Source organism: Ensifer sp. R-19 (assembly GCF_049905105.1).
In the GTDB taxonomy this organism is placed as follows: Bacteria; Pseudomonadota; Alphaproteobacteria; order Rhizobiales; family Rhizobiaceae; genus Ensifer.
Map to the genome: position 1 here is coordinate 49,106 of NZ_CP184571.1, position 14,966 is coordinate 64,071.

Annotated in this window: 16 protein-coding genes; 8 read left to right on the forward strand and 8 right to left on the reverse strand. The window is 61.9% G+C overall.

What is annotated here, in order from left to right; translation table 11 throughout:
* Positions 1 to 143 precede the first annotated feature (143 nt).
* Positions 144 to 572 (reverse strand): helix-turn-helix domain-containing protein, encoded by a 429-nt coding sequence (locus tag ACN9MO_RS30575; RefSeq protein WP_425989422.1) that lies wholly within the window; start codon positions 570 to 572, stop codon positions 144 to 146.
* Between ACN9MO_RS30575 and ACN9MO_RS30580 the strand changes: the two genes are divergently transcribed.
* On the forward strand, positions 453 to 1,361 hold the full coding sequence (locus ACN9MO_RS30580) for an aminotransferase class III-fold pyridoxal phosphate-dependent enzyme (protein WP_425989310.1): 909 nt from the start codon (positions 453 to 455) through the stop codon (positions 1,359 to 1,361). The two genes, ACN9MO_RS30575 and ACN9MO_RS30580, sit on opposite strands and share 120 nt — an antisense overlap.
* 214 nt (positions 1,362 to 1,575) lie before the next feature.
* Here ACN9MO_RS30580 and ACN9MO_RS30585 read toward each other — a convergent pair whose 3' ends face one another.
* The 6 genes from ACN9MO_RS30585 to argH all read right to left on the reverse strand — a co-directional run bounded on the left by ACN9MO_RS30585 (position 1,576) and on the right by argH (position 7,886).
* Positions 1,576 to 2,445 (reverse strand): polysaccharide deacetylase family protein, encoded by an 870-nt coding sequence (locus ACN9MO_RS30585; protein WP_425989007.1) that lies wholly within the window; start codon positions 2,443 to 2,445, stop codon positions 1,576 to 1,578.
* 12 nt (positions 2,446 to 2,457) lie between these two features.
* Entirely contained in the window at positions 2,458 to 3,864 is a 1,407-nt protein-coding gene (locus tag ACN9MO_RS30590) for an MmgE/PrpD family protein (RefSeq protein WP_425989010.1), read from the reverse strand.
* A 64-nt stretch (positions 3,865 to 3,928) separates the two neighbouring features.
* Positions 3,929 to 4,756 (reverse strand): ABC transporter substrate-binding protein, encoded by an 828-nt coding sequence (locus ACN9MO_RS30595; RefSeq protein ID WP_162728047.1) that lies wholly within the window; start codon positions 4,754 to 4,756, stop codon positions 3,929 to 3,931.
* 30 nt (positions 4,757 to 4,786) lie between these two features.
* A complete protein-coding gene (locus tag ACN9MO_RS30600) occupies positions 4,787 to 5,557 on the reverse strand; it encodes an amino acid ABC transporter ATP-binding protein (protein WP_112995296.1) in 771 nt (256 codons plus the stop codon).
* An 11-nt stretch (positions 5,558 to 5,568) separates the two neighbouring features.
* A complete protein-coding gene (locus ACN9MO_RS30605) occupies positions 5,569 to 6,435 on the reverse strand; it encodes an amino acid ABC transporter permease (protein WP_058327919.1) in 867 nt (288 codons plus the stop codon).
* On the reverse strand, positions 6,432 to 7,886 hold the full coding sequence (gene argH, locus ACN9MO_RS30610) for an argininosuccinate lyase (RefSeq protein ID WP_113133262.1): 1,455 nt from the start codon (positions 7,884 to 7,886) through the stop codon (positions 6,432 to 6,434). The genes ACN9MO_RS30605 and argH overlap by 4 nt, the downstream gene beginning before the upstream one ends.
* Positions 7,887 to 8,040: 154 nt before the next feature.
* Between argH and ACN9MO_RS30615 the strand changes: the two genes are divergently transcribed.
* The 5 genes from ACN9MO_RS30615 (at position 8,041) to ACN9MO_RS30635 (ending at position 12,913) form a co-directional block, all read left to right on the forward strand.
* Positions 8,041 to 8,901: a LysR substrate-binding domain-containing protein gene (locus ACN9MO_RS30615; protein ID WP_375374157.1), complete on the forward strand. Its 861-nt coding sequence runs from the start codon at positions 8,041 to 8,043 to the stop codon at positions 8,899 to 8,901.
* Between the two features lie 10 nt (positions 8,902 to 8,911).
* Positions 8,912 to 9,436: a GNAT family N-acetyltransferase gene (locus ACN9MO_RS30620; protein ID WP_113133261.1), complete on the forward strand. Its 525-nt coding sequence runs from the start codon at positions 8,912 to 8,914 to the stop codon at positions 9,434 to 9,436.
* A 274-nt stretch (positions 9,437 to 9,710) separates the two neighbouring features.
* The gene (locus ACN9MO_RS30625; protein WP_425989015.1) at positions 9,711 to 11,105 is read left to right on the forward strand and encodes a molybdopterin-dependent oxidoreductase; all 1,395 of its coding nucleotides are present in this window, start codon (positions 9,711 to 9,713) and stop codon (positions 11,103 to 11,105) included.
* Positions 11,106 to 11,681: 576 nt separating this feature from the next.
* Positions 11,682 to 12,557, forward strand: coding sequence for a S1C family serine protease (locus tag ACN9MO_RS30630; protein WP_425989018.1), 876 nt, complete (start codon positions 11,682 to 11,684; stop codon positions 12,555 to 12,557).
* Complete coding sequence (locus ACN9MO_RS30635; RefSeq protein ID WP_112995300.1) at positions 12,554 to 12,913, forward strand: helix-turn-helix domain-containing protein; 360 nt, start codon at positions 12,554 to 12,556, stop codon at positions 12,911 to 12,913. The genes ACN9MO_RS30630 and ACN9MO_RS30635 overlap by 4 nt, the downstream gene beginning before the upstream one ends.
* A gap of 410 nt (positions 12,914 to 13,323) precedes the next feature.
* Here the strand turns inward: ACN9MO_RS30635 and ACN9MO_RS30640 are convergent, their stop codons facing one another.
* The gene (locus ACN9MO_RS30640) at positions 13,324 to 13,656 is read right to left on the reverse strand and encodes a GYD domain-containing protein (protein WP_112995301.1); all 333 of its coding nucleotides are present in this window, start codon (positions 13,654 to 13,656) and stop codon (positions 13,324 to 13,326) included.
* A gap of 389 nt (positions 13,657 to 14,045) precedes the next feature.
* On the opposite strand from ACN9MO_RS30640, the gene ACN9MO_RS30645 reads away from it, so the two are divergent.
* Together ACN9MO_RS30645 and ACN9MO_RS30650 are read left to right on the forward strand one after the other, a co-directional pair.
* Positions 14,046 to 14,288, forward strand: coding sequence for a type II toxin-antitoxin system Phd/YefM family antitoxin (locus tag ACN9MO_RS30645; protein WP_057248288.1), 243 nt, complete (start codon positions 14,046 to 14,048; stop codon positions 14,286 to 14,288).
* Complete coding sequence (locus ACN9MO_RS30650; RefSeq protein ID WP_057248455.1) at positions 14,288 to 14,680, forward strand: type II toxin-antitoxin system VapC family toxin; 393 nt, start codon at positions 14,288 to 14,290, stop codon at positions 14,678 to 14,680. The genes ACN9MO_RS30645 and ACN9MO_RS30650 overlap by 1 nt, the downstream gene beginning before the upstream one ends.
* The last annotated feature ends 286 nt before the right edge of the window (positions 14,681 to 14,966 follow it).

A 14,966-nucleotide genomic window follows, 5' to 3' on the forward strand; every position in this document is an offset into this window, starting at 1 on the left:
GACTTAAGCGTGGACGCGCCTTACGGGCCGGACAGAACTGTGCTTCCACGAGCGCTGCAAGCCTTGTTGCTGTGATGTTCACCCTCTGGGCCACGAGGATCGCGTAATGTATCGAACGGAACTGCGATCTGTTGGCTGCGCGATTACCCGCGCGAATCATCTGCAGCGGATGAAGAACGGAAGCGTACGCCCAGACCACCACTGATAAGCTCGCCTTCGTCCTGGAAAACGACGCCGGCAGTCTCAAACGTCAGTTTGATTAGGCGGAGGTTGCTCTCACGCATCTCACCACCCTTTTCGAACGCTCGGATGGAAACCGCACTGATCGCAGTGCGGTCAGCAAGCTCTGCTTGCGTCCAGTTAAGTAGAGCCCGGGCGGCCCGGCATTGAGGTGGCTTGAGCATGAAACTTTCTTTTTTCATCACGCACGGGGGGAGGGGCAGCGCCAACGTATCGTCGGGCGCCAGCGCGGCTATCACGGTGTTGGTTTCGGGGGCCTGTCGGCGGCCGGAATGGGGCCGCACAAGAAGCAGTTCAGCATGCTCTTGCCGGGCGCAGTTCACCTGCCCCATACGCACGATCCGGCAAGGAACGCCCTCAGCCTCGGTCAGCCTCGCCACGGGGCAGAGCTTGCCGATGCACTCGAACAGATGATCGCGACCTACGACGCCTCGACGATCGCAGCCGTTATCGTCGAACCTGTCGCCGGTTCGACCGGCGTGCTCGTACCACCGGTCGGCTATCTCGAACGGCTGCGCGATCTCTGCTCACGCCATGGCATCCTGTTGATCTTTGACGAGGTCGTCACCGGCTTCGGGCGGCTTGGCCGGCCCTTTGCGGCCGACCGCTTCGGCGTCATACCCGACCTCCTGATGGTCGCGAAAGGTATGACCAACGGTGCGGTTCCGATGGGCGGCGTGATCGCCTCAAGCGTCATCTACAACACGGTCACCGGGAAAGCGGCCTCGGGTGCCGTCGAACTGTCCCACGGTTACACCTATTCCGGCCATCCGCTGGCAGCGGCAGCCGGCCTCGCGTCGCTCGATGTCTATGTTTCCGAAGGCCTGTTCGAAAGGGCAGCGCGGCTTGAGCCGCATTGGCAAACATGCGCCCACAGCCTCAAGAGTCTTCCAGGGGTCGTCGACATCCGCAACCTCGGTCTGCTCGCCGGCATCGAACTTGGAGAGGATCCCGTCAGCGGCAAGGCGATGGCCAGGAAAGTCTACGAGCACTGCTTCGAACACGGAGTGCTCGTTCGTCCGGTGGCAAACACGATCGTGTTGTCGCCGCCGCTCACCATCGGTGAAAATGAGGTCGAGACGATCTTCGCGACCATTGAGGCCGCGTTGAAGGCGGACTGAAACTGCGATCGCCATTGATGGACGGCGGCTCCCAGAGGCGGTGGCCAGGTCGCCGTGCCGGCGAGCGCAAAGGCCGGCGGTGCTCAAGCAAGAGAAAGGCCGCGCCCGTAGACATCGGTGACGAACCATGATGGCGATATTGCGTAAGGGTCGCCTCTGCTGTGGAGACGGTTGAAGTCCATTCGCGCGGGTTTGGTGGGCGACCGGCGAGACCCTATGCTGCTTCGGTTTCGGCTTCGTAGTGCGCGAGGATTTCCGCGCCGGTGGCGATCCAGACGTCGTCACGCGCGGCGACCTCGCTGAGGAAATCCCGCAGAATCCGCCACCGCATCGGCCGGCCGGAAACCTGCGGATGCAAGACAAGCGTGCTCACGCCGCCCCACTCGTGGGTTCCGATAAACTCTTCGCGCCAGATGGGTAGGATAGCGTCCCTCCCGAAGAGCGGGCGCGCATCCAGCCGACCGGTCATGCCGAAATTCCAGTCGTCGAAGGCGTAGTTGACCGGAATTTCCACCGGCCCCGGGCGGCCGTCCGCCAGACGGTGACGATAGGGGCGGATATCATCGCGGAAGGATGAGGAATAGCGCAGGCCCCGTTCGCAAAGATAGGCGAGAAGCTCGGGAAAATTCTCGCCGGATGGCGCGCGATAACCAACGGGTGTGACGCCGAGCCGGGATTTCAGCGCTTCGAGGCCGCGGTCGATCTCCTCTTTTGCTTCGTTCAGCTTGTTGCGATCCGGGCATTTGTGCAGGTAGCCGTGATGGGCGATCTCGTGCCCGGCAGCGACAATCGGTTCACACGCGGCTGTATGGGCCTCGGCCGTCCAGCCCGGAACGAAGAAGGTCGCCTTGAGGCGCAGCATATCCAGCAGTTCGAGGATCTTTGTGATTCCGACCCGGGCGTCGTATCCGCCGAGTGAGGTCGTCACCATCCGGTCGACATTGGCGTGGTTGTTGCCGATCCAGGCAGTCTCGGCATCGACGTCGAAACCGATAAAAAGGGCGCTCTTCTTGCCGTACGGCCAGTCAAAAACGGGGGCTGGTGACGCCGGGTTGAGTGGGCGAGGGCTGAGATCGTAGGTCATGAAACTTCCTTCTCAAATGAAGACCGGCGCTTCGGGTTCGTCTGCGACCAGCAGGTCAGAAAGGCCCCGGCAGTCCGCGTGTTCCTCCAGCACGCCCACGAAATCGGCGAGGTCCGCGATACGAGCCGCAGGCAATGCCATCGACGCCAGGCTGTCGAATTTGGCACGGATGGCGGCGTCGCTCATCGGCCGCTCGCTGGAGCCGGTGGCGCGGGGCACCATCGCCGTCCTGCTTTCGCCATCAGCGAAGATGGCGGTCACCTCCGGCTCGGCCATCTGCGGCATCTGCGCATCGGGATGAAAGCGGAAGCGGCCGAGAACATCGGCGATGCGCGGGTCTCCACGGGCGGCGGCGGAATACTGTTCGAGGTCGACGCGGCCAAAGACCAGGAGCGCCGCTAGCGCATAGCCGAGGCTCATTTGTGCGCCCGCCAGTGTTTCCAGCCGCGCCCGGCCGCACATGTCCATCAGGAAGGAGCTGAGGCGGACGTCAACCCGCGCGATGTCGGCGACAGTGCGGCCGGTCTCGGCAAGGATGTCGCCGACAGCGTCGATGGCGGAATGCGCGCCGCGGCAAGCAGCGTAGGGCTTGAGCGAGGCCCGTTCAATCTTCCAGTTCGTGCCCAGCCCGGCGGAGAGTTCGGCGGCATGCCCGGCATCCCGGACATAGGTGCGGAAGAAACCGCCCCAGACATCGTCGAACACCTGCGAGGGACCCGAAAAGCCGGCGCCGGCGAGATCGGCGGCGAGAAGTCCGCCTTCAGCCGCCCGGCCCGCGTGGACCTTCTTTGCTTGGCTGCCATCATGATTGAAGGCCCACAGGCCAGAGGAAAAGCTGGTGGCCAGCGTCAGGGCGTGGCGAAAGAGGGTGCTGTCATAGCCGCGCAGCCGGGCGACCGCTGCCGCAGCCGCGAGCGTGCCGCAGGTGCCGGTGGAGTGCCAACCGGCAGCATTGTGCACGCCGTAGCCGCCGGATGCATCCAGCACGCGGCGGCCGACCTCGTAACCCGCCGTCAGCGCGCAAATGAGATCGCCGCCGGAAATCGGGGCCTCGCAGGACGGAAGAGCTGCCAGTAGCGCGGGCAGAACGACGGCGCCTGTATGATCGCAGCCGCCGGAATCGTCGAGTTCGAAGACATGGGTGGCCACCCCGTTGGCAAGGGCCGCGTCGCGCGGTCCGGTTCGCTGTGGCGAGGCCAGTAGCGGTGTTGTTCCCCCTGGTGCGACGAGCGCACGTACCTTGCGGAATTCGATGGAGCGAGTGCCAGCGAGTGCTGCGCCGAGCGTATCCAGAAAGTGGGATTTGGTACGGGCGGCGATCCGGGCCGGTAGATCGGCAGGCGCAAGTCGGGCGCAGAAATCGGCAAGCGCCTCGACATGCGTCAACGCTTGCACGCCGCCTCGGGCTACATTGGGCATCATGATATCCTCGTTCGGGCAGGCGAGGGGAGCGGCCCGGCATACTCGCCGGGCCGTCCCGCGATTATTTTGCGGCTTCGCCGTTGATCATCACGCCGTCGAGCGTGCTGGCGGCGAGACCATATTTTTCGAAGATCGCCTTGTATTCGCCGGAGGCCATGAGGGCTTTCAGGGCGCCGGCAATCGCGTCGCGCAGCTCGGGCGTCTGCTTGGAGAAGCCGATGCCCTGATAGACTTCCGTAAAGGGCTCGCCGACGATGGCGTAGGTGTCCTTTTCAAGCTGCAGCAGGTAGGGCAGGGTTTCCGAGCCCTGGACCGCGCCGTCAAGGCGGCCCTGCTTCAACTGGGCGCGGGCATCGGCCGAGCCTTCGGTGCCGACGATAACAAGCGCCGGCTTGCCGTTGGCTTCGCAATTGGCGGCGCTCCACTTCTTGGCCTCATCCGGGAAGGAGGTGCGACGGCTCATGCCCACGGTCTTGCCACAGAAGTCGGTGAGTTCCTTGAATTCATCCTTGCGTTTGGCCGAGGTATAAAACTGCGCGCCGGAGCTCATATAGTCGACGAAGTCCATGGTCTCGCGTCGTTTGGGCAAGTCGCTCATGCCGCTCAAAACTAGGTCGGCGCGACCGGTGTTCAGCGAAGACACCATTTGCTCGAAGCCGATCTCGGACCATTCGATCTCGGTGCCGAGCTGCTTCGCCAGCGCCTTGCCAAGCTCGATGTCGACGCCCATCAGTTCGTTCGTCGCCGGGTCGCGATATTCCATCGGCGGATAATTCGGCGTGTTCGCCACCACAAGCTTGCCCGCGGATTTTTGTTTCTCCGGCAGATCCTGTGCGTGGGCGGTAAAGGCGAGCAGGCACGCCGAGGCGGCCAGAATTGCTTTTTTCATCGTAGTTCCCATCCTGTCGGTTTTTTACGGTTATCGTTGCACAGCCTTGAGAAAATCGGCGGTGCGGGGGTTGTCGGGTTGGGTCAGGACCCGCGCCGAAGGGCCGTGCTCAATCAGCCGCCCGCCGTCCATGAAGGCGACGGTGTTGCTGACGTTGCGGGCAAAGCCCATTTCGTGGGTGACGACGATCATCGTCATGCCGGAGGCGGCGAGATCGTTCATCACATCGAGCACCTCGGCCACCAGTTCGGGGTCGAGTGCGGAGGTCGGCTCGTCGAACAGGATGAGCGAGGGACGCATGCCCATCGCTCGGGCGATGGCGACGCGCTGCTGCTGGCCGCCAGAAAGCTCCGAGGGATAGTTGCCGGCCTTGTCGGCAAGGCCGACGCGTTTCAGGAGTTCCATCGCGTGTTCGCGGGCGGCCTTCGAGCTTTCGCCCAAAACCTGTACCGGCCCTTCGATCACGTTTTCCAACGAAGTCTTGTGCGGGAACAGGTTGAAGCGCTGGAAAACCATGCCGATGCCCCGGCGCTGGCGGGCGATTTCCACGTCGCTCAGCTCATAGAGCCTGTTGCCGTCGCGGCGATAGCCGATCAGCTCGCCATTGGCCCAGATCGCGCCGGAGTCGATGCGTTCCAGAAGGTTGATGCAGCGCAGGAACGTGCTCTTGCCGGAACCCGAGGGGCCGATGATGCAGCTCACCTCGCCCTTACGCACTTCCAGACCCACCTCATTGAGCGCCTTGAATGTGCCGAAGCTCTTGCAGACGTCAACGGCCTTGACCAGGATTTCACTTGTCATGTGCGCCCCCTTCAGATCGTCGTGCGGCCGCGGGTGCCGCGGGCGTAGTAGCGTTCGATCCGGGATTGGATCAGGGAGAGGACGGTGACGATCGCGAGATACCAGAAGCTTGCGACCATCAGCAGCTCCAGCACGCGGGTATTGGCGTAGTAGATCACCTGCGCATTGTGCAGGATCTCCGAATACTGGATCACCGAGGCGAGCGAGGTGAGCTTGACCATGCTGATCACCTCGTTACCAACAGGCGGGACCATGACGCGCATGGCTTGCGGCAGCACGATGCGGCGCAGCGTCTGCATTCCCGTCATGCCGATCGTCCGAGCGGCTTCGTACTGGCCGGCGTCCACGGACAGGAGGCCGCTTCGCACGACTTCCGAGGTATAGGCGCCCTGCTGGATGCCCAGGCCGAGCATGGCGGCGACGAAGGGCGTCATCACCTCGACGGTGTTGAATTCGAACAGGCCCGGAATGCCCATCGTCGGGAAGATCAGCGCGAGGTTGAACCAGAGCAGCAGCTGCAGTAGCGCCGGCGCACCACGGAAGATCCAGACATAGACGAGCGCGATGTATTCGAGCACCGGATTGCCGGAAATGCGCATGATCGCGATGAGGACGCCGAGTGCGATTCCGAGCGACATCGCCGCGACTGTCATCAGCAGTGTGTTCCAGATGCCCTGGATGATCACGGGGGCGAACAGGAATTGGCCGACGACCGGCCATTCGATCTGGCCGACGACGAAGGCGCGGATCAGGAGCGCCACCAGCAGCAGCACGATGGCGGCGAAGACCTTGCGCCCCACATGCCTGCGCGGAACGAGTTCAAGATGGGCGATGTCATGGGCATCGCGGCTGGATTGGGGAAGGGGCGTGTCGGTCATGCTTCCTCTCCCGTTAAGGGGACAAGGGCAACACCCGAGAGATCCTGTTCGGCCCAGGCACGCTGCTCTTTGCAGGTGTCGGCAAAGACCGCGATCTGCTCGCGCACGCGGGCGGGGGCGGTTCCCCCCTGCCCGAAACGTTCGGCGAGCGCCCGGGCTGGGTCGATCACCTTAAGCACATCCGGGGTCAATGCTTCGTCGATGTTCGGCAGGTCGGCCTCGGTCAGTCCGTCAAGCTCCATGCCCCGCTCTTCGCAGTAACGTACGGCGGCGCCGGAGATCTCATGGGCATGCGAGAAAGGAATGCCCTGCCGCACCAGCCAGTCCGCCACCTCGGTTGCCAACGTGAAGCCGCGTGGCGCGTCGGCTGCCATGCGTTCGGTGTCGAAGGTCAACGTCGCGACCATGCCGGCGAAGGCAGGCAGGATCAGGTCGAGAAGATCGATCGTCTCAAAAAGCGCGCGCTTGTCCTCGGCGAGATCGCGGTTGTACGCAAGCGGCATCGCCTTGAGAGTGGCGAGCATGCCCGCAAGATTGCCAATCATGGTGCCCGACATGCCACGCGTCAGCTCGGCGATGTCGGGATTCTTCTTCTGCGGCATGATCGACGAGCCGGTCGAGTAGGAATCGTGCAGCTTCACCCAGGCGAACTGGCGCGAAGCCCAGATGCAAATCTCCTCCGACAGACGCGAGAGGTTCACGCCCAGCATCGCGGTCACGAACAGGAATTCCGAGACCACGTCGCGGCTCGCGACGGCATCAATGGAATTCTCGCAGGGACGGGCGTAGCCGAGATCGCGCGAAGAGCTTTCGGTATCGCGGGCGAAAGCCGAGCCGGCCAGGGCGGCGGCGCCGAGCGGCGAACGGTCGAAGCGGCGGTCCCAGTCGATGAAGCGCTCGATGTCGCGGCTGAGCGACTGTGCGTGCGCCATCAGGTGATGGCCAAGCGATATCGGCTGAGCGGGCTGAAGGTGGGTGAAGCCCGGCATGACCGTCTCGATATGCTCATTCGCCTGGGTGGCGAGTGCGTCCTGCACCGCAAGGACCAGCTTCACCAGTCGCCGCGCCGTGCGGCGAAGGTAGAGCCGGGTGTTGTTGGCGGTCTGGTCGTTGCGCGAGCGGCCGGCACGCAGCTTGCCGCCGAGGGCACCCAGCCGCTCGATCAGCAGGCGCTCGTGGAAGGTGTGAAGATCCTCATCCGAGGCTTTCGGCTTTTCGCGGCCGGCCGCGACATCGGCCGCGATCGTATCGAGCGTTTGCAGCATCCGCGGCAGTTCGTCCTCGCTCAGTACGCCAGCGCGCGCAAGTTCGCGCGCATGGGCGCGAGACCCGGCGATGTCTTCGGGGGACAGGCGGAAAAAGCTTGGATTGCTTCGCGAGAGCGCCGCGAGTTCCGGAGAGGGACCGCTGGAAAATCGGCCTCCCCAAAGCGATGTCGCTTGTTCTGTCATGACAGTCTCCCATCTCGGTAATTATGTTCCCGAGTTGAGGTTGCCTTTTAGGGACCGCTTGCACAAACGCGAAAAAGCGATACCGTTATGACGAAACCGACTAGCCCCTTGCCAGAGAATGCCCTTGGTTCATACCTCCGTACCACTGCCTTCGATGACTGCCCTTCGCGTGATGCTTGCGATTGCGGAGCGAGGCTCGACGACGGCGGCTGCGGAAAGCATCAACCTGTCGCAAAGCGCCGTGAGCAAGCAGTTGCTGACCCTCGAAAACCTTCTCGGCGCGCAGATGTTCACGCGAAAGCCGTCGGGCATGGTGCCGACAGACCTCGGCCGCATCTATTTGGAACAAGCGCAGGTGGCGATCAAGGCGATGGAGGAGGCCGCCTTCCGCGCCGCGAGCCTGCAGCCCGATTCCCATACGCTTCGGCTGAAGGTGTTGCCCATCCTCGGCGACCGCTGGCTCTTGCCGCGCTTTTCCGACTTCAATCAGAAACACCCGGATATCGACGTTCAGTACACCACCTTCGCGACCGACAACCCGGCGGCTCAGCCGGACGCAGTGTTCCGCTTCGGCCGTGGGCCATTCGCGAACGAACACTCGGTCTACCTCTTCGGCGAGGATGTCCGGCTCGTTTGTGCACCCGCTTATCTCGCGCGGCTCGGCTCCTGTGAAACCCTCGAGGATGCGGCGCGCGGTGTCATCATCGAGCATCCGAGCACTCCGCTGCGCTGGATCGACCTGGTGGCGGAACATGGGAAACCGGACCTCGAGCCACAGGGCGTCATGCGCTTCGACTATTATACGCTCGTCCTGCGCGCCGCGATCTCCGGCCAGGGCATGGCCCTCGTTCCACCACAGCTCGTCGAGGAGGAACTGAGGGCCGGAAGCCTCGTCAATCCCGGGGGGATTGGCTACGCATCCAAGGTCGCCTACTGGTTCACCACCCCAACGGACCGCAAGCCTTCATCGGCGCTCAAGGCGTTCCAACGTTGGCTGATGACACAGGTGGAATAGGGAGCGGGCGATGGAAAAGGTGACGATACGGCAAGCAGCCCCGGCCGACGCGGATGCAATCGCGCATTTGCACGTGAGGGTATGGCGGCAAACCTATCGTGGTCTTGCCCCACCGGAGGTTTACGCTCTGCTCGATGAAACCCGTCGCCGTAGCACCTGGCGCGAAAAGCTCACGGCGAACGATCCCGACCAGATCGTGCTTCTCGCCGAATTGGAGGGAAGGCCGGTCGCGATCGGCGCCGCCGGCGCGCCCTCAGCCGGGATCTTTGGCGATCTCGGCGAGATCAAAAACCTGTACGTCGATCCGGATGTCAAACGCCAAGGCATCGGCCGCCTATTGCTCTCAAGGCTTGCTTTGCATTTGCGGGAGAGAGGATTTCCCGGAGTTGGGCTGGGCGTGGTCGACGGCAACGAACCTGCGATCGCTTTCTACGACGCGCTCGGCGGCAAGCGGGCCGGGGAATACACGGATGCCGGTCCGATCTGGCGCTCGCGAAATATCGTCTTTGTGTGGGCTGACAGTTTGGCGCTCTGAAGGTCTCTGGAAGTCAACAGTTCGATTCCTTTCAAGGCAACGGATGTGTCTCGGATTCCGGTCTAAAGCGGACCTTCAGCCTCACAACATCAACCGCCAACCTATTCCTAGCGCGGCTGACAAGGCATGTTCATCCAAAAATCCGGCGTCTAATCCTAGCCGGGAGGCGGTGCGGTTCTATCTGATCATGCAGGTGCCTAAGAGACCGAAGGACCACCACTGATCGTATCAGACCGACCAGCCAGTTCGACGAAGCCCCAGCAGGGAGTTTTCGATGCCTCTGTTCATTGTGCACCATCGGCACTCACCCGAAACCTGTCCCGCGCGCGATCCGGCCAAGGGCGCGATGCTGTTGAATCATTTGAGCCGGCCGAGCGCTGCCCGCCACGGTGTGCTGATCAAGGGGGAAGCTGTTGCGCAGGGCTCACATTCACTGTTCTTCATTGCCGAGGCAGCGGATGAGACCGTGCTTCAGGCTTTTTTGACGCCTCTCCGTCAAGCCGGCGAGGTCGAAGTGACGGCAGCGATGACCTGCGCTGCGATGGTTTCGAGCGGCGGCTGTGATGGGCGCCCGGTGGACGTGTCTGCAGAGGTGCTCAACCCCGCAGATGCGTGCCAGGATGCCATCGAGGCTGGCCTTCTCATTCACAGCGTTAATCCGTTGAATGGCGAGACCTCGGTGCCGGACCTTGCAGGCGGTGCCGTGATGCCGAACGGTCGGTTCTACTTGCGTAACCACTTCGATATTCCGAACCTTGGCGGTGACAACTACCGGCTGTCGATCGGCGGGCTGGTCGAACGGCCACTGAAACTGTGCATGAGGGAGCTTCACAACCTTCATGCGGAGAGCCTCGTGGTGACACTGGAATGCGCCGGCAACGGCCGCAGCCTATTCGATCCTGCCGTACCCGGCGAAGCCTGGGGACTGGGCGCCGTCAGCACCGCCGAGTGGACCGGGGTTCGCCTGATGGAAGTGCTTGAGCGCGCGGGCCTGCGACCCGGGGCGACGGAACTCACCTTCCGCGGTGCCGACAGCGGGGTCGTCGACGGGCACGTCGCGCCGGTTCGTTTCGAACGTGGCTTAAGCTTGGACCAAATCGGTGAAACGGATGCGCTTCTTGCCTACGAGATGAACGGCGAGCCACTGTCACCGCCCCATGGCTATCCATTGCGGCTGATCGTGCCCGGTTGGTATGCGGTGGCGTCCGTCAAGTGGCTGACCGAGATCGTCGTTACCGACAAGCCCTGTGAAGCGTACTATCAGGCGGAGAAGTACTGGTACCATTGGGTGCGCAACGGGCATGACGAGCGCGCGCCGGTGAAGCTGATGAATGTGCGAGCGCTGGTATCTTCGCCTGATGAGGGGGAGAACCTGCCGCGCGGCGAGACCGCGATCCGGGGTGTCGCATGGTCGGGCGCCGGCAGCATCTCCAGGGTCGATGTATGCCTGAACGACGGACCTTGGTGCGAGGCACGGCTCGTTGGCGAACGACGACGGGCTGCGTGGCAATGGTGGGAGTTGATCACGCGATTTGAGGAGACGGGGCCACTCTCCGTGCGGGCGCGCGCCACCGACACGGCGGGCCGGACACAACCCGAACACGCCGTGTGGAACCGGCTGGGCTACGGCAACAACTCGATCCACACTGTAACAGCACGGGTAATCTGAAGCGGGAAAGCAGGCATTTCAAACCGGCGTCGTTACATGTGCGGTGCAAAGGCTGGTGAGGGCCAGTTTTCGCAATCGGGAAGACAAGCCGCTTGCCCCCTGACGCCGGGTCGACACGAATGGAGCAAGTCGGCCTGTAGGTCATTCCGAACTAGCACGGACGGATAATTGCTGCGTTCATGAGGTCGCCTGTGCGTAACGGACTCCTTTACGCGAAACCGGATCGCCGTCCTCGCGCGCCTTTGCCGCTGCCTCCTCGCGATCGCGACCAGTTCGATTGGTCCCCAGCGAATCGAGCATCTCGCGGCCGCTTTGCACGCCAACCATCGCTTCTCGCAGCGGAGGTTCGGTCCGCTGTACTCTCTCAGCGAGATTACTCCCTCCCCAGCTACGACGCCACGGGCGCTATCCTGACTTTCCAGATCGCGTTGAAATAATAGGCTAGCCGCGTACGTCGACAAGTGATGAGCGCCGAGGCGTTGGGATGCGGGCAAGCCGAGCGTGATCGGCCTACCTGAACGGGCAGTGGCTATCACCGCCGTAAAGACACACATTAGGCTTTACAGGAGATCACCCATGACTGAACCTAGTTTCCTCGCTCAATTATCTTCCACGATCGTCGAAGCCGCCGCTGCGGTGGCGCCGAGCATTGTTGAAATTGCCTCAACCCGTTCGCTCGCCACCGGATTCGTCTGGCGCGAAGGCCTCATCATCACCGCAGATGAAGCTCTTTCCGACGAAGGTCAGATCCTCATCGAATTCTCGGATGGCACGCAACACCCAGCCAGCCTGGTGGGGCGCGATCCGTCGACTGACATTGCGCTGCTTCGAGTCGAGGGAGCCCCCGCGCCGTCGGCTGTGCTCGACCAAGTGGTGCCTCGACCTGGTGCACTCGTCGTGGTCGCCGCGGCCGCCGAGAGCGCGTCACTTGTTTCATTCGGCAGCGCGATCGCGGTTGGTCCTGCGTGGCGATCGATGCGCGGCGGGAAAATCGATGCACGTATCGAGCTCGACGTGAGATTGCGACGTCGCGCGGAGGGGGGCTTGGCGATCAGCGCGGAGGGCAATGTCTTTGGAATGGCGGTGCGCGGCCCCCGGGGCCGAACCTTCGTCATCCCCTCTGCAACCGTTGAACGCGCGGCGGCTCTCCTCCTGGCGCATGGCGAAGTCCCGCGTGGCTATCTCGGCCTCGGGCTCCATCAGGTCGCCGTTACCGGTGGCGGCCAGGGGGCGATGGTCATGAGTGTTGACCCCGACGGACCCGGTGCTATTGGTGGGGTCCTGCAAGGAGACATCATCGTCCACTGGAACGGTGAGGCCGTTCCTTCGGTCAATGCGCTCGTGCGGACCCTTGATCATCAATCGATTGGCAGATCGGTCTCCTTGGGGATCAGGCGTGCGGGCGCTGATGTCGAGGCGGCGGTCACTATCGCGACCCGACCCCGCCGATGAGTGACACGGGCCCTGTTACGATCGCGGTGCGCATCGACGATCCGGTGCTTGCGGAGCGGTTGAGCGAGCTGCTTACGTCTGTCGATTGGGTGCGTCTGGCGCCGGAAGGGGAGATGTCCGAGCTGGTCCTCTCCACGGCGCGGGCCGCCACGGAGGAGGCGGGTCTGACTTCCCGCGAACGCGAAGTCGTGGCGCTTCTCGCAGAAGGCCTTTCGAATAAGGAGATTGCTCGCAAACTCGGCATCTCTGTCGATACAGCGAAATTTCATGTCGGCCGCATCATCGACAAGCTTGATGCCACCGGCCGCACCGATGCGGTCGCCCACGCCGCGCGGCGCGGCGTGATTCATCTGTGAAGGCGCTTGTATTTTGCTCGATACACTTCCAATTGACAGTCATTCTGATGACGGTCATCCGTGACCATCCCATAGATGCCTCTTCGCGCGCTGTTGTGCGTGTCGCGGAAGCCGTAGGCCATCCGTCGTGCGTGTCGGAAATCGACGCGGAGCGGGCTCGCCGTTGCGTGTGACAAGTCAATGATGCTGTGCATTTGCAAGTTTTTTCAGTCGTTAACTAACAAGTATTTTCTGCGAAAACATTAAATTTCGCAATAAAATCATATTTCTAGATATGTTCCCATACTCATTAATGCAGAAGGATCGTCACCCCATGGGCCGAGTCTCCGAGGCCTATTCGCGCGCCAACACATCGTTTCTGGCAGCGGAGGTTCGGTCCGCTGCCAGAGATGTTTCAACCAGTGGTCTGCTTATTTTGCCGGGGGCCTGTAGGAAGATGCGATTTTGCCCGCCTTCTCTTGCGCAGCCTTGAATTCCGCGCCCGTGTAGGCTCGCACGGTTTTGACATTCGAGACGGCTCCCGATGCGCCAACGACGAGAAGTGCAGGGACCAGGTCAGCGCCATCGTCGAATTCCGTGATGGCCATCCAATCGGTTTCGCCGGTCGTGACGTAGAAGGAATGCAGTTTCCCGCCCGCTGCTTCCATGATGCCACGGGCCGCCTTTTCTCGGTTCGATGGACTATCAATCATTCCCTTCGCTGACGTGGCTGTATAGCACCCTGTGGTTATGAACAGTGGCATAGTACATCCTCCCTTGCTGATTGGGCAGATCGGGTGATCTACCGTACTCAATATCTCAAAAAACTTGGCGTTAGACGAGCGTCGAACTGCGGAGCTCTGAATTGTGGCCGCCCCATCTTGGCGCAGTTCTTGGGCGCGTTGCCGTTTCTGACCCTGATCGGACTATTACCGGTCCGCGCACGCCTGTCTGAAAGACGCGGATGAGCGATATCTTCCGGCCGGGTCACCATCGCAGCGACGATGGCTACTGCCATCTCGAACTACTGCTGTCGCCGAGTTGCCTGCATTCTCTGGACCGCTGGGCGTCAAAGTCGATACTTCGGCGCGGTCATGCTTGCTATCAGGTCGAGACTGAACTAAGTTTACAGAACTAAGTTCGAGGTAGGGCCATGCACACTGTAAATATTCACGAGGCGAAAACTCATTTGTCCCGGCTCATTGAGAAGGCAGCGAAAGGCGAGTCCTTTATAATTGCCAAATCGGGTAAACCGTTGGTGAAGGTCGTCGCGGTCGAGGCCCCTGCCGCCGATGAAACTCGTCGCGTCGGATTCATGGCGGGGCAGTTTTCCGTACCGGAAGACTTCGATCGGATGGGTGGCGAAGATATCGAGAAACTGTTTGGCGGCGAATGATGAAACTCCTGCTGGATACGCATCTTCTGCTTTGGGCTGCGGGAGAGCCTGGGAAACTGCCGCCCGCCGTTCTGGCTGAAATCGAAAATACCGACAATGTTTTGCTATTTAGCGCGGTGAGTCTCTGGGAGGTGGCCATCAAGCGCGGGCTTGGCCGCGCCGATTTTACCGTGGATCCTCGCCTACTTCGCCGCGGTCTCATCGATAACGGCTACCAAGAGCTCCCAATCACCAGCGAACACGCGGTAGCGGTGGATGGACTACCAGCGATCCATAGGGACCCTTTTGATCGGATTTTAGTCGCTCAATCGATCGTGGAGGGTGTCACCCTGTTGACTGTCGATGAACTGGTCGGGCGGTATCCAGCACCCATTCGCTGTATGCAAAAGTAGCTCGAAATCCCCTGCGCACTCATTCGGAGCGCGCCGGTGCTGACGAATTCCGGCGTTTCCCTCGGTTGCGCCGAGGCAGGCGCTTCCTTTGCGATTGCACCGAGCTGGATGCGCGGCACGACTTGCTCCCGCGACGTTGCAGCACCCAGACGTTCTGCTTGTTTGGTAACGATCTTCCCAAAGGCTTAAGCGAAATCAAGGCCGTATCGAGAGACAAGGCTGCAAGTCCCAAACCCACCAGCACGCCCGCCGTGGCAAAGATTGTGATAAAGCCCGCGCCGTTGCT

Coding starts and splice junctions, on each gene's coding strand:
- ACN9MO_RS30625 (WP_425989015.1), top strand. CDS start 9,711: ATGCCTCTGTTCATTGTGCACCATCGGCACTCACCCGAAACCTGTCCC.
- ACN9MO_RS30600 (WP_112995296.1), bottom strand. CDS start 5,557: ATGACAAGTGAAATCCTGGTCAAGGCCGTTGACGTCTGCAAGAGCTTC.
- ACN9MO_RS30635 (WP_112995300.1), top strand. CDS start 12,554: ATGAGTGACACGGGCCCTGTTACGATCGCGGTGCGCATCGACGATCCG.
- argH (WP_113133262.1), bottom strand. CDS start 7,886: ATGACAGAACAAGCGACATCGCTTTGGGGAGGCCGATTTTCCAGCGGT.
- ACN9MO_RS30590 (WP_425989010.1), bottom strand. CDS start 3,864: ATGCCCAATGTAGCCCGAGGCGGCGTGCAAGCGTTGACGCATGTCGAG.
- ACN9MO_RS30585 (WP_425989007.1), bottom strand. CDS start 2,445: ATGACCTACGATCTCAGCCCTCGCCCACTCAACCCGGCGTCACCAGCC.
- ACN9MO_RS30645 (WP_057248288.1), top strand. CDS start 14,046: ATGCACACTGTAAATATTCACGAGGCGAAAACTCATTTGTCCCGGCTC.
- ACN9MO_RS30640 (WP_112995301.1), bottom strand. CDS start 13,656: ATGCCACTGTTCATAACCACAGGGTGCTATACAGCCACGTCAGCGAAG.
- ACN9MO_RS30620 (WP_113133261.1), top strand. CDS start 8,912: ATGGAAAAGGTGACGATACGGCAAGCAGCCCCGGCCGACGCGGATGCA.
- ACN9MO_RS30630 (WP_425989018.1), top strand. CDS start 11,682: ATGACTGAACCTAGTTTCCTCGCTCAATTATCTTCCACGATCGTCGAA.
- ACN9MO_RS30595 (WP_162728047.1), bottom strand. CDS start 4,756: ATGAAAAAAGCAATTCTGGCCGCCTCGGCGTGCCTGCTCGCCTTTACC.
- ACN9MO_RS30615 (WP_375374157.1), top strand. CDS start 8,041: ATGACTGCCCTTCGCGTGATGCTTGCGATTGCGGAGCGAGGCTCGACG.
- ACN9MO_RS30650 (WP_057248455.1), top strand. CDS start 14,288: ATGAAACTCCTGCTGGATACGCATCTTCTGCTTTGGGCTGCGGGAGAG.
- ACN9MO_RS30605 (WP_058327919.1), bottom strand. CDS start 6,435: ATGACCGACACGCCCCTTCCCCAATCCAGCCGCGATGCCCATGACATC.
- ACN9MO_RS30575 (WP_425989422.1), bottom strand. CDS start 572: ATGGGGCAGGTGAACTGCGCCCGGCAAGAGCATGCTGAACTGCTTCTT.